Raw genomic sequence first — 21,552 nt, forward strand, 5'->3', positions numbered from 1 at the left:
TAAGATTCACTATGACTGGCTATGCTTTGTATCTGCTGATAAATAAGGAAAGACACGAATAGCTAAGAAACAGATAATAATATGTGTTAGAAAATCTTACAAAGTGGTGGGATAAAATCAAAAACATGTCTATATTTTAACTAGTAAATTTTCTGACTTTTCTATATTTTAACGATATTACTGCTCGCTATCATTCTTGTTATGTTTGTTTAATGAATGAATTTCATTCAGTTAATAAAGAGAAACTTATCATAACGGGGAGTTAATCAATATTGTGTTTTGTAAAAGCTTTTCAGAGGAGAAGGACAAAAATTTTCCGAAAGTTTCTTCAATTTAAATTACCAAGGGGGAATGATATATGGGGAATGGGGATCGGTTGAAGCAGTCGTTAAAATTATGGCAAGTTGTAATGATGGGATTAGCATATATGACACCAATGGTTGTGTTTGATACATTCGGTATTGTTTCAGAGATGACTAAAGGACATGTTCCTACAGCGTATATGATAGCCCTAATCGGCATGTTGTTTACGGCAGCTAGTTACGGGAAACTAGTGAGAGTTTACCCGACAGCGGGCTCTGCCTATACGTATACACAGAAGGCGATAAATCCACATCTTGGCTTTCTTGTAGGATGGTCATCTTTACTGGATTATCTATTTTTGCCCATGATTAACGCATTGCTGACAAAGCTCTATCTTTCTGCTTTATTTCCGGAAGTCCCTTCCTGGATTTGGGTCATTGTTTTTGTAGGGATTGTCACTTTTTTAAACTTAAGGAGTGTCAAAGTACTGGCAAACTTCAACACGGTTTTTGTCCTCATTCAAATCGCCATTATGGCAGTGTTCGTTATTTTGGTTGTAAGGGGGCTTCATAACGGAGAAGGTACAGGAGAGGTGTTGACGATACAGCCATTTTTTACGGATGATATACAGCTTTCGGCATTAGTGGCCGGCGCAACTGTTCTATGTTTTTCCTTTTTAGGGTTTGATGCCGTTACCACTCTTGCGGAGGAAACGCCGAACGCAGTAAAGACGATTCCGCGTGCGATTTTTCTCACGGCACTTTGGGGCGGAGTCATTTTCATCACAGCCTCTTTTTTTATCCAATTGTTCTTTCCGGACATGTCCAGATTCAATGATCCGGAGGCCGCTTTGCCGGAAATTGCTCTTTATGTAGGTGGCAAGCTGTTTCAATCGATTTTTCTGTGCACAACGTTCATCAATACACTTGCATCAGGGATGGCGTCCCACGCCAGCGTTTCACGGCTCTTGTATGTTATGGGACGTGATAATGTATTTCCGAAGAAATGGTTTGGCTATATCCATCCAAAGTGGCAAACCCCTGCGTTTAACGCTATATTGGTCGGGATTGTTTCTTTGTCCGCTATATTTTTGGATTTAGTAATGGCGACTTCACTTATTAACTTTGGAGCCCTGATCGCATTCACCTTTGTCAATCTGTCTGTTATCAATCACTTTGTGATTCGTGAAAAGGAACATAAAACAATAAAAGGATTTATTAACTATCTTGTATTGCCGTTAATTGGTGCAGGCTTAGTCGGAGTACTATGGGTCAATCTTGAGACCAGTTCATTTATACTGGGGCTTAGTTGGGCTGCCATTGGTTTTTGTTATCTCTTATATATCACAAAAGCATTTCGTTCGGCACCGCCCCAATTCGAGATGGAAAAAACACAGCTGTACGTACAAAAGGATGCTTAAGCAGACGCCTTTAGCATTTTATTTGGAGAGAAAATGAAGATGAAGATTATTATATGGAAGAGGTTCAATAAAATCGTATTTTCAAGTTGAAGTGGTTAAAGCAGCAGGAGTGACATCATTATTGTTCATAAAGTATAGCTGCTTCAACTTTTATATAAATACAAACAATAAGCCCATTAGGAAAATGAAGTTTCCATTTAATATTCAGATTATTTTAATTCTTTGAGAAAAAAACTGGAATTCAAGGGGTTTTTATAATAAAATGAATGATAGTCAGTCATTTCTGGTTTATTATCCTTATCATTCAAATAATTATTAAAGGAAGGATAGGTTTTAAGTATGCTCCGAAAAACATTTTTAATTGCAGTCTTACTCTCGATGATTTTAGATTTTTTATCGCTTGGTATCATCGAATATTCATAACAATTGAAAAAACACTTGGAGGAGATACTATGAAATATCCACTTTCGCCAGAAGTAAAACCTGAGTTTTGTACAATAGGATCCTTTGCTCGTTTACCGCAAGAAAAAGCTAATGCCAAAGTTGCTATTCTTGGAATGCCATTTGATACCGCCGCTTCATTTCGTGTGGGCGCCAGATTTGCGCCGCAGGCGATTCGACAGGCTTCCATGACATTGTTTCCATATCACCCGATTCATGAAGTATATCCATTTGAAGATACAAATGCGATTGACATAGGGGATGTATCCGTCATTCCCCATAATATCCACCGCAGCTATGACCTAATGGAAGAGGCTGTTATTGGGTTAATGAAAAAAGGCATTGTTCCAATTGGATTAGGCGGCGACCATTCTATAACATTGGCAAGTTTACGTGCAGCCGCAAAAGTACATGGACCTGTAGCGATGATTCACTTTGATTCCCATACTGACACGTGGGACACTTATTATGAAGAGAAATATTGGCATGGTTCCCCCTTTATCCGAGCTCATGAAGAAGGATTATTGGATTCATCAAAAGTGTTTCAAATAGGCATTAGAGGGACATTAAATCATCCTGGTGATGTAAAAGGCAGTCACGATTTAGGCTTTAACGTCATTACAACATCAGATTTGCAAAAACAAGGGTTTGAAAAAGTGATTCATAAAATGAGAGAAGTAATTGGTGACACGCCTGTTTTTTTAACCTTTGATATTGATTTTGTGGATCCTTCATGTGCTCCGGGAACAGGGACACTTGAAGTGGGAGGATTTAGCAGTAGAGAAACACTGGAAATGATTCGATCCCTTAAAGGGTTTAATTATATTGGGTTTGATGTGGTGGAGGTTTTACCTCAATATGATCCTACTCAAATCACGACACTTTTAGCCGCAACGATTGTCCATGATTTTGCTAGTTTAATTGCTTTAAAGATAAAGGAAGATATAGATTGATTTAGAAAGTTCGACATGACCAAAGAGCGGTCATGTCGAACTTTCTAACCTTTGAGGGCGGATTCAAGTTGTTTGGATAACCGATTGAGAATGCAACATAATTATACACAGTTGATCGCAGCTATTGATTAAACAAGTTTCTAGAGTTGGGTAAATAGCCTATTAAAAAAATATTTGTCAAAAAGGGGGAGACAGCATTCATGCTGCCTCCCCTTTTTGTATTTGGTTGCTAGGACCAACCTGATCATATTTTAATAAAAATTGTATTCTTCACTCTGCTGTTCACTTTCAGCAGGAAATAAACCTCCCATAGTTTGCAAAGATTCTTTTGCTTGATTTAAATAGGATTCTGCTTGTTCTTGCCATTTGATAATCACTTTAATAAACGTTATAAACTCAGGACTTGCATTTTCCTCCATCGTTTTTAATCCTTCATGCACTTTTTTATCTTGGTTTTCAGCATTTTTTATACAATCCACCATTGTTTCTATAATGGATTGCTGTTCTTCACCATTTACTAGTCTTTGGGCTGAACCTACTGCTGTAACACGATGATAAGAAGCAGGGACTAGATGATTATGCATCTCACGATTCCCTTTTAAATCTTTTGTTTTTGGTATATGGAAAAGTTGAGTGCTCATAGCACATACCATTTCTTCAGCATATAAACTTTGATGTAACAAATTTAAAATCTGTCCCCAGTTGTTAACTCGATAAAAATAGTAAGGATACAAAAAATCATCTCCTTTGTAGAAAATTGGAATTCCCATCTCCATATTATGATTAAATATCGAAATTAATGTAAATTTAGCAACTTTCATCTATGCATGTTTTCTTTTGTGAACACAAGATAATGTGTAAAAAAATGGAACAACCTATTGACGCCAAAGGTGTATTAAGTGTATAGTACACACATAAAGTGTATGAACTGATTAATACATACACTAACGATTACCAATTAAGCTATATTAAAGTGCGGGTGCATAGGAGATGTTGAAATGAATGTTACCTTTAATAACCGCGATCCGGTGTATTTGCAGGTTGTCCGCTATTTTAAGGAGCAGATCGCGACAGGTGAAATTGTTGCAGGGCAGGAAGTGCCGTCACGACGGGAGATTGCGGCCAGTTTGAAAATCAATCCAAACACGGCCCAGAGAGCGTATAAGGAAATGGAGGAACAAGGTTTGATTCATACAGAAAGAAATCATCCAAGCCGGATTACTACGGACCAGTCGATTTTAAACGGTGTGAGGGAAGAGCTGATTCTCCAGGCAATCGATGTATTCCTGGAATTGGTTAAGCCAATTCATGTTCCAGTTGATGAACTGCTGGAGCTGATAAAGAAAAAATATGTGGTGAGCATGGAGGAGTAGGAGGCGGGCAACGTGATTGAAGTGAAGAATATCTCAAAAAAATTCGGCAGAAAAAAAGTACTTGACGGACTATCCTTTCACGCAAACAAAGGGGAAATAACTTGCTTGATTGGAATCAACGGCTCAGGTAAGACGACGACATTAAAAGCAATTATGGCTTTGACACCTATTTCCGGAGGGCAAATCTTGATTGATGAAGCGCCAATTTCAAAAAGCAGCTATGAGAAAGTTACATTCATTCCAGACACAATCACCATGCTGCCGAACATGACGATCAAGGAGTCGATGATGTTCATGAAGGACTTCTACAGCACTTGGAATGCGGATCGTGCTTCTCAGTTGCTGTCATTTTTTAAGCTTAATGAAGATACCCGCATATCAGAACTGTCAAAGGGAAACGCAGCTAAAATCAATCTGCTGCTTGGACTGTCCATTGACGTGGATTATGTGCTGATGGATGAACCGTTCTCAGGAATTGACATGTTTAGCCGCGAACAAATCGCTGACGTTTTTGCCAGCCATTTGATTGAAGACAGGGGCGTAATTATCACTACGCACGAAATCGGTGACATTGAACATTTGATAGACAAGGCGGTCTTGCTCGAAAATGGGAAAGTGCTGAAAGAATTCAACACTGAGGAAATCCGCATGCAGGAGGGCAAATCGGTCGTTGATGTAATGAGGGAGGTGTATTTGCGATGAACCGTTATCTTAAATTGGTAAATTTCGAAATAAACAGGGCATCAAAACTATTTGCATCACTGTTGGCGATTGTGGCAGTTTCACAATTCGCCGGTGTTGTTGTAAGGTCAAAGAATTATTTAAGTGAAGCAAATAGGGTCATGCGGGAGCAACCAGTAACACAGGCAGAATTCCTTAATAGCCATGGCACGATCAGCTTTTCACAAATCATTACTAGCCTCTGGTTCCTTGGTCCAATCGCGTTGAGCTCGGCTTTATTGATTTTGTATATCTTTTTGATCTGGTACCGTGACTGGTTCGGGAAAAATACGTTCATTTACCGGCTGCTGATGCTGCCTACAGAACGAATCAACATTTTTTTCGCTAAGGCTACAGCGATTGTCCTGTTGGTATTTGGATTGATCGCATTTCAGCTGATCCTGCTGCCGCTGCAGCAGACTCTTTTTGAGTCGCTGGTGCCGGCAGAGTTTCTTGGCTATTCGGACTATCATCATGCACTGAACAGCTTCTGGTTTTTGTCCTTGATTATACCGTATTCATTCGATCAATTCCTGGTGTCATATGGCATTGGCATCATGGCTGTATTCCTACTGTTTACCGCGATATTATTCGAGAGAAGCTTCCGGTGGAAGGGAATTGTGATAGGGATTTTGTTTATCATTTTTGTCGGCCTGCTGCTTCTAACACCGTTTTTAGTGGAGGATGTTCTGTACCCGAAAGAGTTGCTGCTGTTGGAGGGCGTGCTGCTTATTTCGATTACAGTATTGTCAATCATCATCAGCAGGTTTTTATTAAATAAAAAGATAACCGTGTAAGAGGGGTGGTCGTATGAAACAATATTGGAAGACGCTGGTGATTGTTCTAGCGGTTTTGCTTAGCATAGGTTCTTTTTATGTCAAGAATGCAGTATCTGCAAGCAGCCTTCCGCAATTTACATTTGTCAAAGAGTCTGGTGATGAAAGTGAAATAATGCCAATCGTATTGGAAGGCTCCTTTGACCGTTCTGGCCATTTTGGAAGTGCGGAAAGCCTGCATATATCAAATAATCGGATTCAATACAGCAGTGAGCAATCGTTTTTCGAACAAATCACCGAGAGATATAGACATATATATGGAATTAGAGATCTTCAGGAGAAATATCCTTCCTTCATGAGGGGAAAGTGGGATCCAGCCTCTTTTTATGAAGATAAAGATGTTCTGGCGTATGCTGCAATTAAGGAAGAAGGAAACAGCGAAAAGAAAGAGTATTCATTCAACATTTCACTTCTGGATAAGAAAAAGGGAGAATGGAATGATTTTAAAATTGAAATTCCGCTGAAAAAATCGATCTTATTCATGAGTGAAGTCGACGTTCAGTTGATAGGCCGGACATTGAAGGTGGTCACAGAGCAAGATTTCTATACGAATTCAGACTTTCAGCCAAAAGAAGTCCATGTGTACAGCATCGATTTGTCCAGCAAAAAAATCATTGCAGACAATCTTATTTTTAAAAATGAAAAGGCTGGCAGCAGCTTTATTAATTATCAAAAATTAAACGAAATCAATATAAGGAATCCAAATCAGTATGTCGTTTATGAAAAATATCATCTTGAAGAAGGCACCGACAGCTATGGGAACAAGACGATGGATAAACAGAGCGGCGAGTTGATCGCTTATAACCTGGAGACAGGTAAACAAGAAACGATCCAAGCGGGTACTATCAATGATTCTAGTTATACAGGATACGAGTCGTTTTACGATAATTCCTCGATTTATGTCATTAATCGGGATACTGAGAAATTGGAAATTGAAACGCATGATATAAAAAGCAAGCAATTGACCAATACATTCGAATTTCCGACTGTGCCTAGCCAAATGCCTGAAGACACTAACACTAGGGTAATCATAAAGAACAATCGGATTTACTTATATTCCGCGGATGAAAGCTATCCCCGCCAGACGCAACAGCCACCGGGATTGCTGGTAGTTTCCGATTTAATGACAGGCAAGAAATTGTATAAGGGTAAGCTGGTAGCAAAAAAAGGGACGGAAATAGAAGGGATTCTCCGCATTCATTACATGGAAATAAAATAAGAACAGGTGAAACAAATGGTGTTCTAATACGGAGGATCACCCTCTGGGGGAAGTCAAAGGAATCCAGTGATTGGATGATGCCAATATAAATTTACATTATTTGAACTTTTGGGTTGGCCCTTTTCAGGTTCGATTCATAAAGCAGATTTGTGAATAATTATACTTAAAGTAACGGGTGGCAGTACTTTAATAAGTGGTGCCACCTTTTTAAACTTGATTTTACTGAGTTTGATAGCTTCATAAGTTGTGTTTGTAAAGGTATAGCTTTGGAAACGTAGTAAAGGAAGACGTTTTTATATTTTGCATAGCCTCGTGTAACCTCACATTTTAGAAATATGAGGTTTTTTAATTGCTTGTAAGAACTTTTCTGTAAAGCCGATGTGTAGATCTATTTTCTTCAAGATACCTCAATTGTTTATAGGTACCATTCTCACTTTAATTATGGGAACAGTTAAATTTAAATGGTATCTTCCAGAATTATCAGCTGTCCTCATTATGATGATGATTGTCATAGGTTTAGTAAACAAGCTTACTTTTGCTCAAATTGCAGATACTTTTATAGAAGCATGTAAAACTATGGTATTTGCTGCTCTCATTATTGGTCTAGCTAATGCTATATTAGTTGTTTTTCAAGAAGGGCACATTATCGATACACTTGTACATGCTATGGCCTATGTTATAAAGGACTTATCGCCTTGGATTTCTGCAAGCTCTATGGTCATTGGACAAACTTTACTTAATTTATTTATTCCTTCAGCAACTGCCGCGGCAGCGATTTCAATGCCCATTATGACGCCGCTAGCAGATCTTGTCGATTTGAATCGCCAAATTGCCGTTCTAGCTTTTCAATTTGGAGACGGATTTGCAAATATGTTTTGGCCTCATACTGTTGCTGTTATATGCGGGATTGCCTGCATGCCAATTGATCGTTGGTATAAATTTTTATGGCCGCTTTTCCTTTTAATTCTGAGCTTGGAGATCATATTTGTTATCATTGCAGTAGCTATTAATTATGGACCGTAATTGAACGGTGAAAGGATGATCAACTTGTATAATAGTTTAGAAGAATTAAAAAAACATCGAGTCTTTTACTATTTTTCAGAAATATCAAATATCCCTAGAGGTTCTGGCAATGAGAAAGCGATCAGCGATTATTTAGTTAGCTTTGGAAAAGAACGCAATTTAGAGGTCATACAGGATGAAGCATTCAATGTCATTATAAAAAAGAAAGCTGCACCTGGATATGAGAATATACCAACCGTCATTATCCAAGGGCATATGGATATGGTTTGTGAAAAGAATAAAGGGACTCTTCATGATTTTGAAAAAGATCCACTTCAATTAAGAATTGTAGGAGATATGCTATATGCAACAGATACCACATTAGGTGCTGATAATGGAATTGCAGTAGCCTATGCCCTTGCTTTATTAGATTCAGATGAAATCCCTCATCCTTCCCTTGAAGTTGTTATCACAACAGAAGAAGAAACCACTATGGGGGGAGCTTTAGCTGTTGATCCTGCTAACCTTGACGGTAAAATTCTCATTAATATTGATTCAGAAGAAGATAATAAGTTATTAGTAAGCAGTGCAGGCGGGATAAAAGTAATCCAAACTCTTCCGATAGTTTGGCAAGAGGCCCCTAAGGACGTATCGGCTTATTGTATTAGCGTCAGAGGATTAAAGGGAGGACATTCTGGTATATCTATCAATAAGGGAAGGGGTAATTCCAATAAAATAATAGGTCGGTTATTATACGATTTGTTAGCTAAATGCCCTTATTTTATTCAACAAATCAATGGTGGTGTAGCAGTAAATGCCATTCCTCGTGAAGCTGATGCAATTATTTTGCTTCATTCAGATAATGTTGAGAAACTAGAAAATAAAATTGACGAGTGGAATGTTATTTTAAAAAACGAGCTGCAAACTTCTGACCCGGATGTATATATAAGGCTTGAAAACATAAAGTTTGATTTTACCAAGGTTTTTTCAGAAGAAACAATGCATAAGGCAATTACCTCTCTGATGTTAATTCCAAACGGTATTCAAAGCATGAGTATGGAGATAGAAGGGTTGGTCGAAAGCTCAACTAACTTAGGAGTTGTTACAACAGTAGATACAGAAATAAAGTTTGAAAGTGATACGAGAAGTTCGGTAAAAAGTCTAAAGTACAATATAGTGAATAAAGCCAAAATAGTAGCAGATACACTGGGGTGCCAATTTACTACCGAATGCAATTATCCAGAATGGCCATATAATCCTAACTCAAACATCCGAAAGTTATTTGAAAAAATTTATAAGAAAAAACATGGTACTGATATTGAGATTATCGCAGTGCATGCTGGAATTGAGTGCGGTATCTTTATCGAGAAAATTCCTGGATTAGATGCTATTTCGATTGGTCCTGATATGTACAATGTTCATACTCCCGATGAACATTTAAATATACCTTCTACGATGAATAATTGGAAATATTTCCTTTCAGTACTAAAAGAAATGAAATCATTTAATTGGAAGGAAAATAGTATGTAGGAAAGAGGCTCGAAAAATGGTTCTGGTGCAAAAACTATTTGATGGAGACATAGAACCTACATGGCCTGTTCAATGACAGATTATGATGCCATCCCAAACAGCTTCCTCATTAAAGTAAGTTTTTTCTCTTGTTTTCACGGTATTTCAAATTTCTTTAAATAAACATCTTGTAGATTGACAGTCTTGAATTTCTATATTGGAGGAGGGCAGACTAAACTGGCACCTATGTCAAGGACACTATAAAAAAAGAGATTAAGCAGCTGAAGTGGCCCCTAATTTTGGATACATACTACTCTCGGCTCATTATTTCATAGAATTGCTTTTTATTTTAAGTGAGGCAAGAAAATCATCTTGTCTCATACTCTCACTTCTTTAATCGTTAGCTCTTCTGTTTGGTTTCGTTGATAAAATTCATTTGGTGCGAAATCTAAAATACTCGAATGGATTCTTCGATTGTTGTAGAAATCCATGTATTCAGCCACCTCATGATACGCATCTGCGCAGGAATGAAAAGCTGCTGGGTTAGAAAGAGAAGGATATGAGTTTAAATTAAATAATATAGAAGAAGCTCTTCAGCAAATACTTAAAAGTACAAGTTAGGGGTTTACACAGGCAGACATGAGTAATTAAATAAAATTTTTTAATGAAGTAAGTGATCATTACGATATTTTATCAAATGATTGAATGCTCATTTGATAAGGTTTCGGTATTTATAGTAAAATGAATGATAATCAGTCTTTGATGGGGGTAGGAATTTGACAACAAACGCAAATGATAAGTACAGTAAAATTCTGCAAGCTGCGATTGAGATTATATCAGAAAAAGGACTTAACAAAACAGTCATTTCTGATATTGTGAAAAAAGCTGGAGTGGCTCAAGGTACATTTTATTTATATTTTAACTCTAAAAATGCTTTAATTCCTGCAATAGCTGAAAACTTGCTTACCACTACATTAAAAAAGATAAAGAAAAGGGTAACGGGTAAGGAGGATTTTTGGAGTCAATTAAAAGTTTATATCGATGAGACATATAGCATTACCGATGAATATAAAGATGTTTTGATTCTCTGCTATTCTGGATTTGCTTTTGATTATTCAATGGAAACATGGGAAAACGTTTATCAGCCATATTATGAATGGTTTGAAGAGATATTGCACAGAGCCATTGAAAAAAATGATATTACACCTGATATTAATGTGAAATGGACGGCGAAGACGATCATTAATCTCGTGGAAAATGCCGCTGAACGCTTTTATATTGCAAAGGATCAGGATATCACTCTTGAAGAGTCACAAAATCAATTGTTTAGGTTTTTACACAGGTCGCTATCCTAATTTATCCCGCATTAACGGGCAGTAAGACCCACGCTTCAAGATTTGAGAGGTCTAAGCGAGGGATAACTGCCCTCATTTCAGACATAAATTCGTATTGAAAGTTCCGAATCTCCAGTGTAAAATGAATGATAGTCAGTCATTTTTTGTTTGGTACACTAAAAAGGAAGTGATAAAACGAGCCATCTGTAGAAAAGCTAATAATGTTAAGAATAACTGGTACCAGCAATAAATCGGTTATTTTCTTGCTGGAAATATTAAAAACCTAAAAGATCTTAATCTTATTTTGGAGGTAATGGATAATGAGTAATACAGGTACTGATCGTGTTAAACGTGGAATGGCAGAAATGCAAAAAGGCGGCGTTATTATGGACGTTGTCAATGCAGAACAAGCAAAAATTGCAGAGGAAGCAGGAGCAGTAGCAGTTATGGCCCTAGAGAGAGTTCCGGCAGATATCCGTGCAGCTGGCGGAGTTGCACGGATGGCGGATCCTACAATTGTAGAAGAAGTAATGGGTGCAGTCTCTATTCCAGTAATGGCAAAAGCACGTATCGGTCATATCGTGGAAGCGCGTGTATTAGAGGCGCTTGGCGTTGATTATATCGATGAAAGTGAAGTATTAACACCCGCAGATGAAGAGTATCATCTTAATAAAAGTACATTTACCGTTCCGTTCGTTTGCGGATGCCGTGACTTAGGAGAAGCTGCTCGCCGTATTGGAGAAGGTGCATCCATGCTTCGTACGAAAGGTGAACCTGGAACAGGCAATATCGTAGAAGCAGTACGCCATATGCGCAAAGTTAATGCTCAAGTGCGTAAATTAGTACATATGAGCGAAGATGAAATTATGACCGAAGCAAAATTGTTGGGTGCTCCATATGAGATTTTACTTCAGATTAAACGCGAAGGACGTTTGCCGGTTGTGAACTTCGCTGCAGGCGGAGTAGCGACACCTGCAGATGCAGCTTTAATGATGCAATTAGGTGCTGATGGTGTATTCGTAGGCTCTGGTATCTTCAAATCAGAGAATCCGGCTAAATTTGCCCGTGCCATTGTAGAAGCAACGACTCATTATGAAGACTATGAGTTAATTGCCCAGCTTTCCAAAGGCTTAGGAACAGCCATGAAAGGAATTGAGATTTCCACATTGTTACCAGAACACCGTATGCAAGAGCGCGGGTGGTAATAACCAAACAGTGACCGATCACACTATATATAAAAACGCCTTAAATTAATTTTTAAGGCGTTTTTATATGTTCATAGAGTTTGTTGGCATAGATATTGCGAGTATTTTATGGTGACATCTAAATATTGATTGGAGGTGGAAAGTAGAAATAGAAAATGTAATCGCTTTCCTTATTGCGAACGAAGATATTGTACAGCTTTTTAATTTAATAAATCAATACATATTGGATTTTTAGAAGCTTTTTCGTTCCAATGAAGATTCACTCAAAGGATTAATTACTTCCTGGATATGTCTTATAAAGTTATCCAGTTACTGGAAAAAAGAGTCGCATGTTAACGACTTTAACGCTGGATTTCCATATTATTTTCGCAACGATTGGCGTCGGAGTGCCGGTCATGATTTCGATTGCGGAGTTGATCGGTATTAAAAAGCCGATTTATCATCAGAAGCAGCGACAACGATTTTACAAACATATCCCAATCTTAAAGGTATATTTGCCACCACTGATCAATTAGCTTTAGAAGCATTAAAAGTAATAGAGGAAAAAAAGTTGATAGTGGAATCGACATCATCACGAAGGATAATGAGAAAGATAAATTAGATTTTCTGGAAAAAAGAGTACATTGAAAGATTCTAATGCAGGATTTAATAATTTATGCATTTTTGCATAGACTTTGACGTCTTTCCATATAGCCAATGAGTTACTACGCGGAAAAGATATAGGGAATCGGCATAAGGTTGCATGGTTCGTTGTATTTCATTACATTCAATTTTCGCGGATCCAATAAAAACAGTCAAAACCTTTTTTACGTAAGGAACAGCCAAAAATTTGAGAGGAAAATTGTGCACTTTTCATGAGTTGGAGAAGGTATGCTGAGCATTGTTCAGCATGCTTTTTTAGCGATAATCCCTATAGTTTTAAAAAAATGGCACAGAATTTGCATATATAAAAATGAAAAGACCGACTAGGGAGGGAAAAGAAAGATAATCGATACAACAAAGCTGAATAAACCCACATTACGAATTTGACATGAGCAAAAAAGCCTATGTCGAATTCACGATCTTTGTGATCTATTCAAGTTGCAGAGCAAAAAGGTCATAATCAACATAAAATGAAATAATGAATGTTAAAACCTTCATGGGTTTATATAAAGAAAAGGGGGAGACAGGATTGCAAGAATCCGTGCATGGAGCCAAAATGGTGAATCTGCAAGTGTTCAACGCCAGTGATGGCAAACTGGCTATAGAGCTTGGAGACGATGAACAGTTTTGGAGGTTGGCTGTTCTGCTTGATAAAAAGGAATTAGTGCAATCGGAGCGTTTTAAAACAAATTCAGCCCGGCTGCAACATAAGGACGAGTTAGTTAAAATCATTGAAAAACAACTGAAAACGAAAAGCAAAAATACGTGGAAACAGCTTCTGAACTTAGAAGGTATTCAAAATAACGCTGTATAAAGCTATGTAGATCGATTTAGAAAATTTGACATGACCAAAGAACGGCCATGTCAAATTTTCTAGACCTTTGTGGGTTGATTCAAGTGATCTGGATAATCGATTGTGAATCCCTTTTGATGGAATGAAACGTGTTGAATTATTAAGTGGAGTATATATAGAAGGTTTCACTTGATCATTATTTTCATATTCAAAAAATATAAGATTTGGTGATTGGGAGAGTACTTAATCCGTGTAAAGGTTTAGCGATCCGGGATGGTGAAAGCCGGAACTTTATCGTTAAGGAAGCGCACCCATGAAAAGGATTACTGAAAACTAAAGTAAGTAATGCCCGGAGAACATCCGTTATCATGATGCAAGCGGCCTTATCGTGATCGATAGGCAACAAGAGTGGTACCGCGGGAAGTGAAGATTCTCGTCTCTTTGAAGAGGCGGGAGCTTTTTTATTTAAATAAAGACTGGAGGAGCAAAAAATGTTAAAAGATTATATTGTGAAGGGGTTATGTCAACATGTACCTATTTCGGAACAAAAAATTCAAGAGCTTTTAGAAATACCTCCAAATGAGGAATTAGGGGACGTAGCTTTCCCTTGTTTCTTTCTTGCAAAAGAGTGGAGAAAATCTCCTCAATTGATTGCTCAAGAGTTAGCGGACAACGTTTGTATACCTGATGTTGAAACGAAAGCAATGGGACCATATTTAAATTTCTTTTTCCATAAAGGTACATATGGGAAAAAACTGCTTTCTAATGCTTACAGCCCAAGCTTTTTACATATTAATGTCGGACAAGGAAAACGCATTATCATCGATATGTCTTCTCCAAATATTGCTAAACCATTTGGAATTGGGCACTTAAGATCTACCATGATTGGAAATGCTTTATATCATCTATATAAAAAAGTAGGCTACGAACCTGTTCGAGTCAACCACTTGGGAGACTGGGGAACTCAGTTTGGGAAACAGATGTCAGCCTATAAAAGATGGGGAAATCCAGAACTCATTCAACAAGACCCTATCAGACGATTTTTTGATCTTTATGTTAAATTCCACGAGGAGGCTGAAAAGGATCCGGCATTAAAAGATGAAGCAAGAAAATGGTTTGCCAAACTGGAAAAAGGGGATAAAGAAGCGCGTGAGCTCTGGGATTACTTCGTGAGAGAAAGTCTTAAGGAATTTAAAAGAATGTACGAAAAGCTGGGTGTGGAGTTCGAGTATTATTTGGGGGAAAGCTTCTATAACGATAAAATGGGAGCGGTGGTGGAAGAATTAACAGAGAAAGGGCTATTAGAAGAAAGTGACGGGGCTTATGTGGTACGTCTGGATGAAGAAGAGATTCCTCCATGCATGATTCTAAAATCTGACGGCTCGACTATTTACGCAACAAGAGACCTCGCAACAGCTCTTTATAGACATGATGAGCTTAAGGGAGATCGCTTAGTTTACGTAGTTGGTGCAGAACAGTCTTTACACTTTAAACAAGTGTTCAGTGTATTAGAAAAAATGGGCCGCTCTTGGGCAAGAGATTGTGAGCATATTCCATTCGGTTTAATGAGATTAGAAGGTAAGAAAATGTCAACAAGAAGAGGACGTGTCATTACCTTAGAAGAAGTGTTAAACGAAGCTGTAGACAGAGCGAAAGAACTGATTGAAGAGAAAAATCCTCATTTACAGAATAAAGAAGAAGTAGCACAGGCTATGGGAATCGGTGCTATTATCTTTGGAGATTTAAAGCATAATCGTCTGAATGAAGTGAATTTTTCATTAGAGGAAGCTCTTAACTTTGAGGGGGATACAGGTCCTTATGTACAGTATACGTATGCCCGAATCCAAAGTATAAAAGAAAAATCGACGTTGAAAAGCTATGGAATAGAAAACCTTGCTGTTATAAGCGAACAGTATTTAAATCAAAAAGAAACATGGAGTTTGTTAAAAGAAGTTATCCAGTATCCATCTATCCTGGAGCGTGCCGCAGCTCAAAATGAACCTTCTATTTTGGCGAGATATTTGCTGGACCTTTGTAAGCAGTTCAATAAGTTCTATCAACAGAACCGTATCCTTGTCGAGAATGAGCAAGAGATGAAAACGAAGTTGATGGCAGCCCAAGCTGTAGGGGAAATTATTCAAGATGGCCTTTCCATTTTAGGGTTAAAAGTACCGAATAAAATGTAAGGTATATGGAAAAGAAAAATGGCACCAGGAATTCAAAATGTATGAAGAAATTTTTGGTTTGGTGTAAAAAACTAATAGTGCTCCCTCAAAAAGTTGAGGGCTTTACAGATTCTATTAAAAGCAGTTTCTTGCAATGAAAGGATGAGATTTTATAAAGAAATCTTATCCTTTTTTCTATTTAGAACTATATATTAGTTACAAATCCAATAACCAAATAATCAATAAGATAAGTTTTTTACTCCATAAAAATTCGTTTCATGATAACAGCTGGAATCTTTTTGTGGCCAGTCCGTTCTCCCTACAATAATAAAAAGATGTTATAATTATTTGAAAGTTTGAAAAATGATCTCTCTTAACATGAAAGCTAATACAGAAGGAGGGAGTTAATTGGTCGGTATTCAAGGGCTGCTCCTAAATATAGTTTTAATTTTATGCTCCATTTCTTTGAGCTTTATGATCGTTTTAAATCAAAGGAGAGGTATTGCCCGTATTAAAAAGAAAAGAAAGTTCGTGATTACCTTTCTAGCAGCTTTTACGATTATATTGTGCATGTCTTTTCCTTTTTCTGTGCTCTCTGGGTACGTGTATGATTTAAGAATCATTCCGCTGCTGCTTGGAATGTTATACGGAGGGTACTTAGTAGGGGGAATATTAACGGTCGTATTGTTTTTGTATCGATATTATTTGGGAGGAGATGGATTTTTTACAACGATATATGCTTACTCCATTATCGTATGTATGGCGGGTATTGTCATGTCCAACTACAAAAGAGGTACCATTGGGAAAAAATTTTTAATTGGATTAAGTTTAGCATTTTTTGCTTCCTTTCTAGTGACAGTCATTAGTTATATTAGAATGTCAGATTTAGGAGTCATTTTTGATAAAGATACCGTAACATTTTTTGTTATGTACTGTTTATTGCATGTTGTAGCCATGTGGATAACCATATACATAATTGAAATGATGCATGAAAATCTCATGCTTCGAAAAGAGATGGAACAGGCTGAAAAAATGTATGTATTAGGTGAACTTGCTGCATCCATCGCTCATGAAATCAGGAATCCGATGACCGTTATTCGCGGATTTATTCAGCTCTTAAATAGTGAAGAAATAGAGCAGAAAAATCAAGATTATATGAAACTGGTCATTAATGAGTTAGATAGGGCAGAGTCTATCATTGAAGATTATCTGTCATATGCCAGGCCTCAAATCGAAAAAAACGAAACGATTGAAATAGGGGAGCTTGTAAAGCAGATTAGTAATATCATAGAGGGCTTTGCTATCATGGGAAATGTAAAAATTAACCATGATATACAAGGCGGGTTAATGGTCAAAGGAGACTCAAAAAAATTAGGACAGGCTTTGCTTAATATACTGAAAAACGGGGTAGAAGCAATGCCGGAGGGTGGTACTCTTCAAATACATAGTTATAAAAGAGACAATTACGCCATTGTTGATGTCACGGATACTGGAGTGGGAATGAGAAGAGAAGAGCTGGAAAGGCTCGGGAACCCATTCTACTCAACTAAAGATAAAGGAACAGGGTTAGGACTAATGGTCACTTATCGAATCATTGAAACGATGAATGGAAAAGTACATGTTTACAGCAAAAAAGGAAAAGGGACAAAATTTTCCATCCTATTGCCTGCTGCTCAGGAAAGTGAATCTGTTTTTCATCATGAAGGGAAGAAGAAACAATTATCGATTTTTTAGGAAGATACGGTATTTAATGGATGGCTGCCCGTTTTAGCAAAAACGTTTGCGATAAGCGCCCCGAGAGATAAATTAAAAATCATATTCAGGATGGGGGCAATGACGCCAAGTTCCCCAATAAACTGAAAAGCTAGAATGGCGGCAAGGGCTGTATTGCATAATCCAACTTGAAATAAGGTAGCACGGGCGTCTTCTTCTTTTACCTTCAATTTTTTAGCGATGTAATAAGCAGCCCCCATCGGCAGGGTAACTTGAATGAACGTCGCAAGTGCAATCAAAGGGAGTAACGTAATTTCGGAGGAAATGGCCTCTTTTCCACTCCCTGTAATGGTATGGACAATTAGCAGCAAGGAGATGGAGGATCCGAGTTTCGTAATGGATTTTGAATAAGCGGCAGACTGAGGCGCCATTCGCTGAAAAAATAGGCCGATTGCTAAAGGAAAAATGACAATAAGTAAAAATGATTGCAGTAAACTCAGGAATGAAATCGTTACTTGTTCACTGGAAATTCCCATCATGGAAAAAGGTGTAACAATAGGGCTAATGACTACATCGAGTAATGAGGAGGCAATGACAAGTGATGTGTTCCCGCCCGCTAAAAACGTATAAACCGTTGCAGCTGTCGCACTGGGCACAGTTCCTGATAGAATGAGGCCGGCTGCAATATCGGGCTTAGATGAGAAAAACATATATGCCAGCCCAACAGAGATGAAAACAGTTAGTGTCCACTTTAGCACAGTGGCTAAAATGAGTTCTCGTTTTTTCGTTCGAATCTCTTTAAGGGCTTCGATATTCATCGATAGACCTGTAAAAAAAATCACTACACCTAAAAGAAAGCTGGGAAGCCACGAAGATACTTTCCAATAAATTGGTGAAAGGTATGTACCGAATGCGGTTAACACAATGAGCAGGGGCAGTCTTTTTGAAAGAAGTTCATTAAATCGCTGCATTTTTTCTCTATTCCTTTCTTGCTTTAAGCTATGGAAGTTATATGATTGAAATTTCAGTTTTATTATAACATATTTTAGTATAGAAGAAATTTAAAGGAGAGGCAGATTAGAAAAGGGGAAAGGCTGATTTTCTAAAACAATCCATATATAAATCCACGTAAAGATTTTAACATGGGTAAAGAACACCCATGCTAAAATCTTTACGCATAAGCCTTCGGCAATGTCCCTTGCGGGCTCTTGCCGAAGGCTTATATGTAGACCTTTGTGGGCTTATTCGAGATAGAAGAACAGAAAGGCGTAAATAGAGCAAAAAGCGATGGCGAATGTTAAAAAATTAAATAGGACCTATATATAAATACAATTTAAGTTTTTAACATAACCTTGGCCGTGATCCCTCTTTAGGATTTTGGGGTCCTTGCATCTTGAATAAGCTCTCAAAGGTTCTCGTATAAGCGGCTGACAAGAACCCTTAATGTCGCTTGGCAGCCGCTTATGCGTAATGAATTTGACATAGGCGCTTTTTGCTTATGTCAAATTCATTATGTGGATTTATATATCTATAGATTTTATCTATACTTCTTATGAATTTTATTCATTGTACCTACAGACGTAAATAAAGTAGATTAGTTATATAGCGGGTAAAGATTACATAGAGCAACTTTATTACAGTTGAAAAATAGTTTCCAAGGATGAGCTATCGGATTAAATTCAAGGGGAGGTAGTATAAATGGTACAAGGGCAAGTGGTTGTTATTACAGGTTCTGCAAGAGGAATTGGATTCGAGATTGGGAAACACTTCGCTGAAAGCGGTGCCAAAATCGTCCTGTCTGATATTAATCAAGAAGGTGTAGAAGCGGCAGCTGAAGAGCTTAAAAAGCTGGGCTATGAGGCAGTGGGTGTAAAAGCCGATGTGACAAAAGAAGAGGACATTAAACATTTAATCGAAACAGCGAATGAACATTTCGGTGGACTGCATGTTGTCATTAATAATGCTGGGTTACAGCACGTTTCTCCGATTGAAGAATTCCCGACAGAAAAATTTGAGCTGATGATCAAAATTATGCTGACGGCTCCTTTTATGGCGATTAAACATGCTTTTCCTATTATGAAAAAACAAGGCTACGGCCGCATCATTAATGTGGCGTCTATTAACGGTTTAATCGGTTTTGCCGGAAAAGCGGCCTATAACAGCGCAAAGCATGGGGTAATCGGATTAACGAAGGTAGCGGCGTTAGAAGGAGCAGCGCACGGGATTACAGTGAATGCTTTATGCCCGGGATATGTAGATACTCCTTTAGTACGCGGCCAATTGGAAGATTTAGCGAAAACAAGAAATGTCGCATTGGAGAGTGTACTTGAAGAAGTGATCTATCCATTAGTTCCGCAAAAACGATTATTAGATGTAAGTGAAATCGCAGATTATGCCATTTTCTTGGCAAGCAATAAAGCAAAAGGCGTAACAGGACAAGCCGTTGTCATGGATGGCGGTTATACGGCTCAATAATAGATGACGTCTTTGGGAAAATTCCTCGATGATTGATGAGAAAAGCTAAGTGTTAATAAAGCGCTTGGCTTTTTCTTGTTATCCTCCTGCATGAACTCGTTTCTCTTTTCTAATGCTTATATTCATTCTCGCTTTCTTGTTTGAATACGTTATATAGAAAAGGGCGTAAATGTGTGATTTTATAAAGGGAAATTCCATCGGTGGGGGCCATACTGCCCAATAAGAGATAAAAGTGGAAATGGAGGAATAAGATGGACAATAAAGAGATTGTCGCAAGCCAGTTCGGAAAGAACGCCGGAAAATATGTAACAAGCAAAGGCCATGCCAAAGGAAAAGACTTGAATATCCTTTTAGAGATGGTCCAAGAAAACCAGAATAGGTATCTGCTGGATATTGCGACTGGCGGGGGACATGTTGCCAATAAACTGGCTCCTTTATTCGAGAAAGTAATCGCGTTTGATTTATTGCCTGAGATGTTAGAAAAAGCAAAAGATTTTATCAGAAAAAATGGCCATGAAAATGTCTCATTTGTACAAGGAGATGCTCAAGCATTGCCATTTTCAGATCAGACTTTTGATACGGTCACATGCAGAATTGCCCCTCACCATTTCCCAAAGGTAGAGAATTTTGTAAGAGAAACAGAACGAGTATTACAAAAAGGCGGTTTGTTTCTGCTGGTGGATAATGTAGCAGCGGAATTAGATGAATATGATCAATTTTATAATGATATTGAGAAAAAAAGAGATCCGAGTCATTATCGGGCGCATAAAAAAACAGAATGGATTTCGTTGCTGGAGAAAAATAGATTTCGGATTGAAAGTTTCATTGTTTTTAAAAAGAAATTTATATTTGATGGATGGTGTGAGATGATGGGACTTTCAGAAAGCGGTAAATTGGAATTAAACACATATATGACATCTGTTCCCTCGCATATAATCGAATTTTTTTCCATTCATATAGAAAGGAATCAAGTTCAATCTTTTCAAGGGGAAACCATGCTCTTGGCGGCTAGAAAAGAAGGGTGAAACGCCATTTTAAATGGACTGTTGCTCACTGCGGATCTTCCTTTTGCATGGGATAACATGTTAAGTGTAAAAAATCCCCTGCTGGCAGAAGCTTTTGTTGTTGCTTGCAGGGGATCCATCCGATTTCGTATAGAATGTTCTTTTTTAAGCCGCCAGTTTATGGTGGTTGGACACAGGTGCTTTGCCAGGCTTAGGCTTCCAGTTTTTTAGCTTGTTTTTTAAGAAGTCTTTTAACGTTTCAAGCTTCTTTTTTCGCCTTTTCTCACGATTTTTCATGGAAAGTCACCCTCCCTTCAATGCCCGATTATGTTCGGTACACTCTTATTATACCTGCCTTTGCCATTTCCAGCTATTCCTCCAGATGAAAGAAATGTTTTCCACTCGGTAATTTCATCCATTTTTCATTTTTCTTTTTCAATAAAGT

General features: G+C 37.8%; 20 protein-coding genes and 1 other annotated feature. Of the genes, 16 read left to right on the top strand and 4 right to left on the bottom strand.

The features are described 5' to 3' along the window. Nucleotides 1-358: 358 nt before the first annotated feature. Together BK575_RS06565 and speB are read left to right on the top strand one after the other, a co-directional pair. Nucleotides 359-1,723, top strand: coding sequence for an APC family permease (locus tag BK575_RS06565; RefSeq protein ID WP_078409489.1), 1,365 nt, complete (start codon nt 359-361; stop codon nt 1,721-1,723). Nucleotides 1,724-2,175: 452 nt separating this feature from the next. Then, nucleotides 2,176-3,117, top strand: a complete 942-nt coding sequence (gene speB, locus BK575_RS06570; RefSeq protein WP_078409491.1) for an agmatinase — start codon at nt 2,176-2,178, stop codon at nt 3,115-3,117. A 251-nt stretch (nt 3,118-3,368) separates the two neighbouring features. On the opposite strand, the gene BK575_RS06575 is transcribed toward speB, so the two are convergent. Continuing rightward, nucleotides 3,369-3,938, bottom strand: a complete 570-nt coding sequence (locus BK575_RS06575; RefSeq protein ID WP_235867323.1) for a hypothetical protein — start codon at nt 3,936-3,938, stop codon at nt 3,369-3,371. A 177-nt stretch (nt 3,939-4,115) separates the two neighbouring features. Here BK575_RS06575 and BK575_RS06580 point away from each other — a divergent pair, with 177 nt between their 5' ends. The 6 genes from BK575_RS06580 (at nt 4,116) to BK575_RS06605 (ending at nt 9,797) form a co-directional block, all read left to right on the top strand. Continuing rightward, nucleotides 4,116-4,490, top strand: a complete 375-nt coding sequence (locus BK575_RS06580; RefSeq protein WP_078409493.1) for a GntR family transcriptional regulator — start codon at nt 4,116-4,118, stop codon at nt 4,488-4,490. Between the two features lie 12 nt (nt 4,491-4,502). Continuing rightward, entirely contained in the window at nt 4,503-5,192 is a 690-nt protein-coding gene (locus BK575_RS06585) for an ABC transporter ATP-binding protein (protein ID WP_078409495.1), read from the top strand. Continuing rightward, entirely contained in the window at nt 5,189-6,007 is an 819-nt protein-coding gene (locus BK575_RS06590; RefSeq protein ID WP_078409497.1) for a hypothetical protein, read from the top strand. Before BK575_RS06585 ends, BK575_RS06590 begins: the two co-directional genes overlap by 4 nt. A 13-nt stretch (nt 6,008-6,020) precedes the next feature. Further along, on the top strand, nt 6,021-7,265 hold the full coding sequence (locus tag BK575_RS06595; RefSeq protein WP_078409499.1) for a hypothetical protein: 1,245 nt from the start codon (nt 6,021-6,023) through the stop codon (nt 7,263-7,265). Nucleotides 7,266-7,643: 378 nt separating this feature from the next. Next, the gene (locus BK575_RS06600) at nt 7,644-8,288 is read left to right on the top strand and encodes a Na+/H+ antiporter NhaC family protein (protein WP_078409501.1); all 645 of its coding nucleotides are present in this window, start codon (nt 7,644-7,646) and stop codon (nt 8,286-8,288) included. 24 nt (nt 8,289-8,312) lie between these two features. Beyond that, nucleotides 8,313-9,797 (top strand): aminoacyl-histidine dipeptidase, encoded by a 1,485-nt coding sequence (locus BK575_RS06605; RefSeq protein ID WP_078409503.1) that lies wholly within the window; start codon nt 8,313-8,315, stop codon nt 9,795-9,797. 356 nt (nt 9,798-10,153) lie between these two features. Here BK575_RS06605 and BK575_RS29300 read toward each other — a convergent pair whose 3' ends face one another. Continuing rightward, the gene (locus BK575_RS29300; protein ID WP_139367978.1) at nt 10,154-10,357 is read right to left on the bottom strand and encodes an IS3 family transposase; all 204 of its coding nucleotides are present in this window, start codon (nt 10,355-10,357) and stop codon (nt 10,154-10,156) included. Between the two features lie 195 nt (nt 10,358-10,552). Between BK575_RS29300 and BK575_RS06610 the strand changes: the two genes are divergently transcribed. From BK575_RS06610 to BK575_RS06635, 6 genes are all read left to right on the top strand, one after another. Further along, a complete protein-coding gene (locus BK575_RS06610; protein WP_078409505.1) occupies nt 10,553-11,131 on the top strand; it encodes a TetR/AcrR family transcriptional regulator in 579 nt (192 codons plus the stop codon). Between the two features lie 299 nt (nt 11,132-11,430). Beyond that, nucleotides 11,431-12,315: a pyridoxal 5'-phosphate synthase lyase subunit PdxS gene (gene pdxS, locus BK575_RS06615; RefSeq protein ID WP_078409507.1), complete on the top strand. Its 885-nt coding sequence runs from the start codon at nt 11,431-11,433 to the stop codon at nt 12,313-12,315. A 329-nt stretch (nt 12,316-12,644) separates the two neighbouring features. Next, complete coding sequence (locus tag BK575_RS06620; protein ID WP_078409509.1) at nt 12,645-12,830, top strand: hypothetical protein; 186 nt, start codon at nt 12,645-12,647, stop codon at nt 12,828-12,830. Nucleotides 12,831-13,486: 656 nt separating this feature from the next. Then, a complete protein-coding gene (locus BK575_RS06625; protein ID WP_169907605.1) occupies nt 13,487-13,771 on the top strand; it encodes a CoA transferase in 285 nt (94 codons plus the stop codon). A 197-nt stretch (nt 13,772-13,968) separates the two neighbouring features. After that, nucleotides 13,969-14,194: a binding site (T-box leader), on the top strand. A gap of 47 nt (nt 14,195-14,241) precedes the next feature. Next, nucleotides 14,242-15,936: an arginine--tRNA ligase gene (gene argS, locus BK575_RS06630; RefSeq protein WP_078409513.1), complete on the top strand. Its 1,695-nt coding sequence runs from the start codon at nt 14,242-14,244 to the stop codon at nt 15,934-15,936. 387 nt (nt 15,937-16,323) lie between these two features. Next, nucleotides 16,324-17,649, top strand: a complete 1,326-nt coding sequence (locus BK575_RS06635; protein WP_078409515.1) for an ATP-binding protein — start codon at nt 16,324-16,326, stop codon at nt 17,647-17,649. Here the strand turns inward: BK575_RS06635 and BK575_RS06640 are convergent. Further along, complete coding sequence (locus tag BK575_RS06640; RefSeq protein ID WP_078409517.1) at nt 17,646-18,599, bottom strand: bile acid:sodium symporter family protein; 954 nt, start codon at nt 18,597-18,599, stop codon at nt 17,646-17,648. The genes BK575_RS06635 and BK575_RS06640 overlap by 4 nt on opposite strands. Nucleotides 18,600-19,326: 727 nt before the next feature. On the opposite strand from BK575_RS06640, the gene BK575_RS06645 reads away from it, so the two are divergent. Both BK575_RS06645 and BK575_RS06650 read left to right on the top strand, forming a co-directional pair. Then, nucleotides 19,327-20,103 (top strand): 3-hydroxybutyrate dehydrogenase, encoded by a 777-nt coding sequence (locus BK575_RS06645; RefSeq protein ID WP_078409519.1) that lies wholly within the window; start codon nt 19,327-19,329, stop codon nt 20,101-20,103. Nucleotides 20,104-20,354: 251 nt separating this feature from the next. Then, nucleotides 20,355-21,128, top strand: a complete 774-nt coding sequence (locus BK575_RS06650; RefSeq protein WP_078409521.1) for a class I SAM-dependent methyltransferase — start codon at nt 20,355-20,357, stop codon at nt 21,126-21,128. Nucleotides 21,129-21,272: 144 nt separating this feature from the next. Here BK575_RS06650 and BK575_RS29305 read toward each other — a convergent pair whose 3' ends face one another. Then, nucleotides 21,273-21,404, bottom strand: coding sequence for a hypothetical protein (locus tag BK575_RS29305; protein WP_268877706.1), 132 nt, complete (start codon nt 21,402-21,404; stop codon nt 21,273-21,275). Between the last annotated feature and the right edge of the window lie 148 nt (nt 21,405-21,552).

The organism is Priestia abyssalis, from assembly GCF_002019595.1.
GTDB lineage: Bacteria > Bacillota > Bacilli > Bacillales > Bacillaceae_H > Bacillus_BA > Bacillus_BA abyssalis.